Consider the following 9,262-nt stretch of genomic DNA (forward strand, 5'->3'; position numbering starts at 1 on the left):
GGATATTTTATGCCTAGAGTGACTGTTACCGTACCGAATGATCTCTATAAAAAGCTGACCAAATATGCTGGGGATAATGATGATTCTCTTTCTTATACCATTACCAAAATGACAGAAATCGGATTGATGGTGACTGAAAGTCAGCAGAATCAAAAAAGCCCAGAAGACAAGTATTCTGACATTGAAAAACATTGCTTTAAGCTCATGATTCAAATGAATGCCTTATTAAAAAATATGGCATCCAAGCAACTGGATTATGGCCAGGATGAATTTAAAAAATTAATGGATTTATCAATTAGCAAATACCAAGAATTGATGGGAATTGCGCCAGAAGAGCTTTAAAAATTTAAAGCTCAATATCCATTTCCTTTTGATTACGTTGAAGCTCTTTTGTTTTCTCGATTTCAAATGATCTTTGATGTGGTTCCTTACCTTTATTGGTATTTAAATAATCTACATTATAATTTTTTGGCAAGATGGCTTTACCCAATTGATTTTTAATCTCGATAAAATTATTAACATATTGTTCTAATTCGAGTGACTTTTCATTGTTCAGGCGAACCGCTATTTTATGAATTTCAGGGTTTATCTCGTTTAATCCAAGCTGATGTTTTACCTGGTTTAATCCTTGAGAACAATGTACATCATTCCAATCCGTTTTTTCTCGGCCAGGCAGATTTTGAGGCATAATTATTTTTATATCTAAACCCTCTCTCATTAAGGCTTCTTTTGCTTCTTCAGTTATTTTTGCGGTATTATTTTTGGAAGCCAAATCGTTATCTCCCGCAATAATCACCTCACTTGGGTAAAAGCTTTTAATAAGTGCGCTTAAATTTTTCAAGTTCGACAAACCAAAGGAAACCAAAACCGTAGCTTTTGGATTTGCCATGGCAATGGTTGCTCCTGTTTCAGGGCCTTCTGCCAAATACAATGGCGATCGCTTTTCACCCGTTTGCAAGACTCCTGCGCTGCCTTCTATTCTCCCTTTGGATAATTTCGCATTTTCCATAAAAGTATTTTTCTTAGCATTTTTTTCATCCAAATAAATCCGTTGGACGCCGGTTATTTCTCCTTGTTTGTTCTTGGCCGCTATCAATAAAGCGGGTATTTTATTAATTTTATCGTAGAGTGTTCCATTATCATCGATTGCTTTCCACAAAGCGCCCTTAGGCCAATACAAAACATTTAATTGTTCTGGATGCTCTATACCACGATGTTCTTTTAAATATTTTTCTGCTAGTGTGCCAAAAATTGACATGCCGCCTTTGAGGATACTTTTTGCCGATATTATTTTGTTCTTTTCTTCGCGTAATTCGCTTAAATCGTTTAACTTCTTTTCTCTCTTCATTGGAAGAACACTGGTTAAGCCTGAAATACCAGCAATGATTGCCCCTTCCTTCAATGCATCCTGGAATGAAATCCCTCTTTCTTGCATCAATGCTGACAGTGGGTTACCTCCACAGCCTTCTGAAAAGTCATACCAAGAGCCCGCTTTACTGCCTTTCAAGGAAACAATAAGTCCGCCTGAGTAACGCATTTCCCTAGACGTTATTTTCTTTGGTGCGCCAAAAATAGCACGATACGTTTCGATAGGATTTGCGATCAATACTTCTGTGATTTTGGCTGCATCATAAAATCCTTTTGATTCGTTTAATTGAGCTTTGTAAACAATTTTATCAAGCACAGATGCTTTATAGGTATTATCTAATTCATATTGACTTAATAGTGATTTCTCATTTTTTGTAAATATCAGCGGTGATTTTTGTATTGTTTCAATAGCTTCTTGATATAGCGATCCATTTTTAGAAACGCGCTGCAAATCATTTTTAAATACAGCCCATGCTTTATGCCATTGGGTTGACTCCTTATGATTCATGCCTTCTATACGACGTTCTAATTGATGAAAGAGATTAGCTTTAGTTTCATTTAATTGATTAACGGTTTGTAATCTCGCCTTGTGCTGTCTTGCGTGCTGCTCTATTTTAAGTGGATCAAGTTTTTCCCGAACAAGCAAACCTTGAATGTCTGATTTTTGATGAATGACATAGGCAAGGCTATCTCGTTTTGCCGTTAATTGTTGTGCCTGGATAAACTTCTGCTGATTAAGTGGTAGGTCTTGCTCATTGTCGGAAAAAAAAGCTTTCCAGAGGTGACTGGCTCTTTGGCCAGTTATTTTATAGTCCATGCATTTAAAAAAATCATCTTTCTGCGTTTCATTCAACTCACTGATGAAGGTACGCCTCTCTTCAATCCGCATCAGGGTGTTTAGTACTTTGGTGCTAATGCCAAGCTCTTTGATAAATGGATAATGTCCTTTAATATCCGAGGCAATTACTAAAGCGGTTTCTCTTCTCTGCTCAAAGTTGGACGTAGCTTGTTTAAATCGTATAACCACTTCTCGTTTGTCATGGCTAGCTGCTTGTTGTTTGATTTTTTCTTTGTCTATCTTGAAAAAGTGCAAGATCTTGTCAAAAGAGTTGTTATTATGAACCGTTGCAGCAATTTGGTTTCTTAAGGCAGAGGCCTCTCTTTGCGCTTGCTCAATAGCCTCTGGAATTTCTTTCCCTTTTTCTAACGCATAAAGCATACTGGCGAAATGAATAGCTAATTCTTTATTTAGTGACTGATACGTTTTGATGGTATCAAAAAGAATTTTTTCTTGAGAGTTTAACCCCTCTTTAAAGTGACTCTCTTCATATCTTTTAGCATGTTGATTAATTTCACGCCATAACTCATCAAGTGGTCTTTTTGTCTTTTCACTCAGACGAATTAAATGGGGATGTACAGCTTTAGATTGGGTTTTAAGGAAAGCTGCAAACGTTTCTTTTGTTTTAAATGATTCTTCACTGAAAAACGAAGCCACAGTACATGCCATTTGATGCTTTTCAGCGTGAATGCTTAAGTTTTTAAGCCTGGCTCGTGCCCGTTCCTCCCCTTTTTCAATGCGGTATTGGGAAACACCCAATCGATTAAGTTTTCCGATGGAAAAATGATTCAGATAAGGCCTGTACCCTTCAATATGTTCAACAATTTTAAAAGCAAGGGCATCTCTGATTTCAGCTTTGCCCCAGGCTTTTTCTCTTTGTAAAGAATCTCGATTCCCTTGATGAATCGATTTCCATGCTTTTTGTGTGTCGGAGCAAGCCTCAAAATACGCTTTGACAGTTAAGACCTTTTTTCGCTCCTCATTATCTAAGCTCTTTAACAACTTCATTGTGGCAAATTTAAATGCGTCTTGCCGTATTGCACTTTCAGAAACAACCAGCTGATTTCTAGCCATTCGTTTGAGATGATCGCTTGTCACGATTTGCCAGGCTTTAATGCAAGCTATCGCTGTTTTTTGCTTATTTTTTGCATCCGTATATTGGTGTATTAAAGCTTGTTTTTCTGTCATTATTTCTTGATTGAAACTTTTTTTATCCGCAACAGTTGCCACATCAATGGCTTTCGGATTGGCTGAAAATTTATCTATGTGCATTTTTAGCGTGGTACTGTTTACATAATTGAGAGCGGATTTTTTAGTGTCGTCATTGAACTCAAGGGCTTTTAATAATTGGTTTCTATCATCGGTAATTAAGGTCATTCGGGATATGGCACGCGAAATTTGAACATAATAATTTCTAAGTGTTGCAGAAAATTTGTTGTAAGACTCCATGAGTCCCAAGGCATAGGTTTTATCCTTGCCCTGTACCTTCATATTGGTCAATACATAGCCATGGTCAAGATGCTGTAATTCCTTTGCATCACGAGAAAAGGTTTTTACTTGTTCGTCTTTTTCAAACTTCAACGTTATATTCTGTTCATCAATGGCAATGACAGAAGCTAAGGATGAATTCACAAGACCTGACTGGTTGTTATTGCGTGTAATTAACACCTTATCTTGTACGCAAAAGGCAAGGGAGGTTGCCTCATAAAATTCAATGGGGCGATTTAAGCCCGCACGCGAAGATGTATAAATAGGTAAATCCTTTAAATGAAGAACAACTGACTTACCTTCAGCAGTCAGCAATGGTACGGTTTTATTTTTCCGATGTTTTTCAGTCATGACGTTTACCGTCAGATAGTCACCTGGACGAATGCCTGATCTGGCTAGTTTTAGGTTGAACCGGAGCACATCACCCTGCTGATAGTATTGGGTATGATGATGTTGGATTTCTTCCATCGCGCGAGCCTTTAAAGTGTTAATCACATGTTCTTTACCTGTCAATGCTCCCTCTTTTTTTAAACCATCACGCATTATTTGGGTAATATCACGACGGTTCGCATGGGTCGGCGCAAAGACCAGTGTTTTCTCACGAACCTGTTGGGAGAGATTTAGCCAGTGATGGGCTATAGCCTCAATACGTTCATCATGGGATTTAAATTCTCTCACTTCATCAAGTTTTTGCAGAGAGTCGTATAAATCTCTACTAATTGCATCGCGTACCGATTCTTTTGTTCTGGCGTTGGTTTGCCGAATAATATCGGTCATTTGAATTGTATATATCCCATATTCCTGTGCCTGACCAAAAATACGGCCACATTTGACGCTTGATAGTTGAGAGTCATCGCCGGTTAACAAGAGTCTTGCCCCTTTTTGCTCAATTAATTTGATAAGTTCATGGCCTTGAGTGGTAGATAGCATAGAAGCTTCGTCCAGAATAAACAGGATATTTTTCAAGGAGTTTTTAGGTGCTTTCAAAAGCTCTTGGTGCACTATGGGAAACACATCTGAGCGAATGCCGGCTTTCTCACGAAGCTCGTTGACCGCAGAGCTTGTAACAGCCATTCCTCTTAGTTTAAATCCTTTGTTGCTTGCTAGCGCTTCAGTTAATTGAAGCATGGTGGTTTTTCCAGTACCCGCATAACCCTGAATTGCATTAAAGCGGTCGGTTGAGGTAAATACATGCATCAATGCATTTTTCTGGGAAACTGTTAAAGGAAATGGAAAGTTTTCTTCATAGGCAATCTGTGCTTGAAGTACTGCATGGGTATTGGCCATGGGTTTTAATATGCCTTGATTAGATTCAATGCGAGCAAGCGTTTCTGTTTCTAATGTTAATGCCCATGGGGTAGTGAACATGGAGCATCTCGTCATGGGATCGGTGGCCTGATAAAGTAATCCACTCTTAACGTGAGCATCAATCATGGTATCAATTGCCTTAATCGGAACAATCGTTCGTCCTGAGAGAGTATGTTTAAGCGCGGCTTCCTTTAGTTGCCTTAACTCAAATACACTGGTTTGCTGAGAAAGAGTTTCTATGGCAACAAAAACAGCTTCCTTAGCCTGCAATGAAATCAAGTCTTCCTTTCCATAAAAGCGCTCAAATAGTTTTGCTTTAATTGATGTAAAAAAGCCAAAGGCTTTCGGTTCTAGGTCAGCCTTGCGTGAAGTAACAAAAGCATACGCATCAAAGCCCAGCAACTCTGCCCGCTTTTGCCAATCTGTTCGCAACACATTGATATCATGTTCCTCTTTAGCACTTCGAGTTAATAGTGTGGCTTTGCTTGCAAGTCTTGCGCCTTCCCATCCCTTTTCCTTCATTTTTCTTCAATATCAGCGCGCCGTGTTGAAAATTCCTTTAATACCCCTTCAGGCACGCCATCAATTTCAAACATCCCTTTTCCAACATCCCGCAGCCGATAACCTTGCTCTTTTAATAAATTAGCAAGTTCAGTGCGGTATAAAAGACCGGCATAACTCACATGTTGTTGCAATTGTTCAATTACTCCAAAATTTCCATTTATATCAGAGGCAAGCGAACGCGCTTTGCCATCCTCAGAAGTAAAAGTAATGTTCATGGTGACGCCATGCGTATGCAGTGCTGGATCGTTTGCACGTGAGGAGGGTTGCCTAAATGCAGCTACCACTAAATTACCGGTATCTACATAATGTACTTTACCACCAATAACCACGCGAGCTTGCGCAAATTCTTTTTCAATAAGACCGATGGCTTTTTCAACAGCCTTGTCATGTAGTTGAGAAAGCATGCTGTCCGCTCCAAGTCCTGACAAAATGGAAACACTTTTAGGCGCTGAAAAAGTCATGTCAAAGCCAGGGCGGTGTTCTCCTTTCTTATTCTTTAAGACTTGACCATTAGGAAGATGTCCTTCAAGAAAAGCTAGCATTTGCTCTTTCTCAACAATACCTGTTAGCCCAAGTCGTTCGCTACCCTTACCTAACCATCTTAAGGCTTCGGCATCACCTGCATAATAATTAAAAGCAGCTGTATAATAATCGGCAGCGCCCTGCGCTGATTTAAGCGGTTGTACACTTAACATCTTATCTCCTTGTTTCTAAACTTCAAATTCCACTTCAATGGGCTGTTTGTTGAGGTGTTTGGGGGATCCGCCTGTTTCGGCTTCCTGATTCGCGCTTTCTTTAACAATGTTTTGTAATACTTCATCGATAATGAATTGACGCTCAACAAACCCTTTCAAGTGTTTAGGTCTATCTTTAAGTTCGAGCGTCAGTTGCGTGATGGGATAACTTCCAGGAAGGCGAACAAAACACTTTAGATCCTCTAATTCCAAAATTTGTGGATAGGAAACAATGGGACGTGTAACACGCTGGCTGCCAAGCGAGATTCCATCACGAATACTATTAGCTCCATAAGAATAATTTTCTCGTGACTCTTCAATTTCTTCTTCTCCCAACTCGCTGGCAACCAAACGCGCCATATCTGCACTTGGGCTTCTAAAGAAAAAACGGGTGTTCAGCAGGTCAAACAATTCCTTAGCGCCGCCTGATTGACCATAAACTTTGGTGAGCTGAGAGAAACTTTGCATCCCTAATAAAAAGCAACCTCCGAATTTTCGGACTTCTGCAATGGTCTCTCCTAATAGTGGTAATTTGTGAAGGCTTGGCAATTCATCGCAAATGAACCAAATCCGCCGATCTGGATTAGGCGTAAGGCTTAACAACGTAAGGGAGGCCATGGCTAGCCACATAGACATTAAAGGCTTTAATGATTTATGTTGTTCGCCATTGGATGAAATAAAAAGCCAACCACTGTCCTGTTCATTTAATATGTAATCGCGAATAGAAAATGGGCTTGCCCCTTCTGAATTAAGTCCTGATAAGGTAGTAAGAGATTTTAAATAAGTGGTAATAACTGAACGAATGGAAATAGCCGTTTTTTCAATTTTACCGCTTACTAGAGTTGCAGCAGCCGTTCCTTTAAGATAATCCTCTAAATGAGAAAACTCACCGGTCAACAGCAATTTGAGCAGTTTCTCAACGGATCGATCTTTGTCTTTTCGCATTTTAGCTGCAACCGAGGAAAATACGGTTCTTGCAGCATTCACCCAAAAGGGATCAGAATCACCATGCATCGGAATAAGGCTTTCTGCCATGTTTTCAAAATCGGAATCCCGAGGTGCTTCAAGCCACAGATCCCAATTAGGACACCTCGCATCAAATGGATTTAGAATGACATCCTGATTTGAATCAAATAATGCGGAATAAAGGCACATCCCTTATCATAGACAATAACCCTATCTCCCCTCTTGCGTAAGGCATCCATAATTTTCATAATGAGCTGACTTTTTCCAGTACCTACGGTTCCATGCACCAACAAATGTTGAACTTCGCTGTTCGCTTTGAGCGGAAACCCATCAATAGTGATATCAGAGTTTTCTTTTTTCTCTAGGATTTGTTGGATTACATTTTCCTTTGTGTCAATACGGCTGCCACGAATAAACTGATTAGCACGTTGCGCTTTTCCCCTGCGAATAAAATAAAAGGCAAGACAAAGTCCCAAAACAAATGAAAGTACGAATGCTGCCAGGGAAGATTTTCCTAGTAGATCCACTATGTGATCGGCATTCTCTTTGTAATAGGGATAATGCAAAATTGTATCCACGCTTTGTTGATAGTTTTTTCCGTGAAAGGGAAGCGTGAAGGTATGCTTTTGTCCTACGAGATTTAAGAAACTTGCATAGTAATAAGCAATGGCTTGGTGGAATTTTTCGGGAGATGTAACCAACCAGGTAATTAAGCCGGTTAATACGACCCAAAGAAAAAGGCAAAACCCAAGCAAGCGTTTTAGTAATTTGATCCCACATCCGCAGATTGTGAAAGCTGATTTGCCCGCCGCGGAAGCATTGGGAAATAAACTTGAGGATTTTATTGATATTTCGGCAGAAAATATCAAAGAATCAAATTATATTGCTGTAATTAGTACAAGCAATTTGACGGAACCAGATCAAACTAAAGTATTAGGTTTTTATTGAAAATGAGCACGATTGGAAGAAAAATACAGTTGGCTTCAAAGTTGATAGAAATTTTGATTGTAAGATATTGAATAATGAAAGCATTGTTATTGCTTCCGTAGACTCATTATCAACATATCAAGATGGAGATACAGTTCTTTTCCTATTTAATAAAAAATATATGATTGGCACCATGCATCAAGGCTTTATTAAACCAATTGATAACCTACTATTAAAAATAGACGTAAAAAATGCCTCGATGGTCGGCAAAGTTATGAATATAGAAACTAAATATATTAAGGACAAAAATACTGTGGTTTCTATTCTAGAAAAATTTAATTTAGGCACCTTATCTAATCTTATTAGTTCGCTCAGCCAGTCACTCCAGTCACATCCTGCTTAGAGTATATATTATTCGATTCATCATAATTTATTTCCCATTTGATAGGCGAGAAATCGGTATTCCAATCGATAATATCGCTTTTTTCTTCTCTTTTGATAATAGTGATTAAAGGTTTTGTAATAATTGAATATACAACTATTTCATATGTAATTTTAGTAAAATAGGACACCAAAATAAATTTCATCATGTATTCCATAGGCCATATCCCATAAAACGACAGGAAACAGAATAGTGTTGTATCCGTTATTTCTGAGATAAGGAGAGACTGGAATATTCGTTTAAATAATGACCTCCCCTTATTCTTTATTTTTAATTTCTGAAAAATAAATGACGATATGAAAAAAGAAACTGAAAATGCAATAGTCGAGGCAACGTATGTTCTAAGCATTCTTGAAAATACGGTTTCAAAATCATGTTGAAATTTCCAAAATGGTGATGGCGGCAAGATAATCACCAAATAGATGCAAATATCAAATAATACCAATGCAGCAATGCAAGACAGTAATATTCTTCGGCGTTTTTGATACCCATAAATATCCGTAATTATATAGTCAAATATGTAACTGAACGGATATAAAAGCATCGCTCCAGTTATTGTGAATCCGCCTATGCTTATTAACTTTGTCGAAAGTACGTTGCTTAATAAAATTATGGTAACAAATAAAA

Annotated in this window: 6 protein-coding genes and 1 pseudogene; 3 read left to right on the forward strand and 4 right to left on the reverse strand. The window is 38.4% G+C overall.

The features are described 5' to 3' along the window. Window positions 1-9: 9 nt before the first annotated feature. The gene (locus tag DYC89_RS15935; protein ID WP_115222802.1) at window positions 10-342 is read left to right on the forward strand and encodes a hypothetical protein; all 333 of its coding nucleotides are present in this window, start codon (window positions 10-12) and stop codon (window positions 340-342) included. Between the two features lie 4 nt (window positions 343-346). On the opposite strand, the gene DYC89_RS15940 is transcribed toward DYC89_RS15935, so the two are convergent. From DYC89_RS15940 to traD, 3 genes and pseudogenes are all read right to left on the reverse strand, one after another. After that, entirely contained in the window at window positions 347-5,524 is a 5,178-nt protein-coding gene (locus DYC89_RS15940; RefSeq protein WP_115222870.1) for an AAA family ATPase, read from the reverse strand. Continuing rightward, a complete protein-coding gene (gene mobF / locus DYC89_RS15945) occupies window positions 5,521-6,261 on the reverse strand; it encodes a MobF family relaxase (protein WP_115222871.1) in 741 nt (246 codons plus the stop codon). The genes DYC89_RS15940 and mobF overlap by 4 nt, the downstream gene beginning before the upstream one ends. A 15-nt stretch (window positions 6,262-6,276) precedes the next feature. Next, window positions 6,277-8,021 (reverse strand): annotated as a pseudogene (gene traD / locus DYC89_RS16795) (type IV conjugative transfer system coupling protein TraD). Between traD and DYC89_RS16805 the strand changes: the two are divergent. Continuing rightward, window positions 7,933-8,214 (forward strand): hypothetical protein, encoded by a 282-nt coding sequence (locus DYC89_RS16805; protein ID WP_245954078.1) that lies wholly within the window; start codon window positions 7,933-7,935, stop codon window positions 8,212-8,214. The pseudogene traD and the gene DYC89_RS16805 overlap by 89 nt on opposite strands. 67 nt (window positions 8,215-8,281) lie before the next feature. Continuing rightward, complete coding sequence (locus DYC89_RS15960; protein WP_147285519.1) at window positions 8,282-8,596, forward strand: hypothetical protein; 315 nt, start codon at window positions 8,282-8,284, stop codon at window positions 8,594-8,596. Here the strand turns inward: DYC89_RS15960 and DYC89_RS15965 are convergent. Beyond that, on the reverse strand, window positions 8,565-9,248 hold the full coding sequence (locus DYC89_RS15965; RefSeq protein ID WP_342767889.1) for a queuosine precursor transporter: 684 nt from the start codon (window positions 9,246-9,248) through the stop codon (window positions 8,565-8,567). The two genes, DYC89_RS15960 and DYC89_RS15965, sit on opposite strands and share 32 nt — an antisense overlap. Window positions 9,249-9,262: the final 14 nt, after the last annotated feature.

The sequence above is a fragment of the Legionella donaldsonii genome (assembly GCF_900452385.1).
Taxonomy (GTDB): Bacteria; Pseudomonadota; Gammaproteobacteria; order Legionellales; family Legionellaceae; genus Tatlockia; species Tatlockia donaldsonii.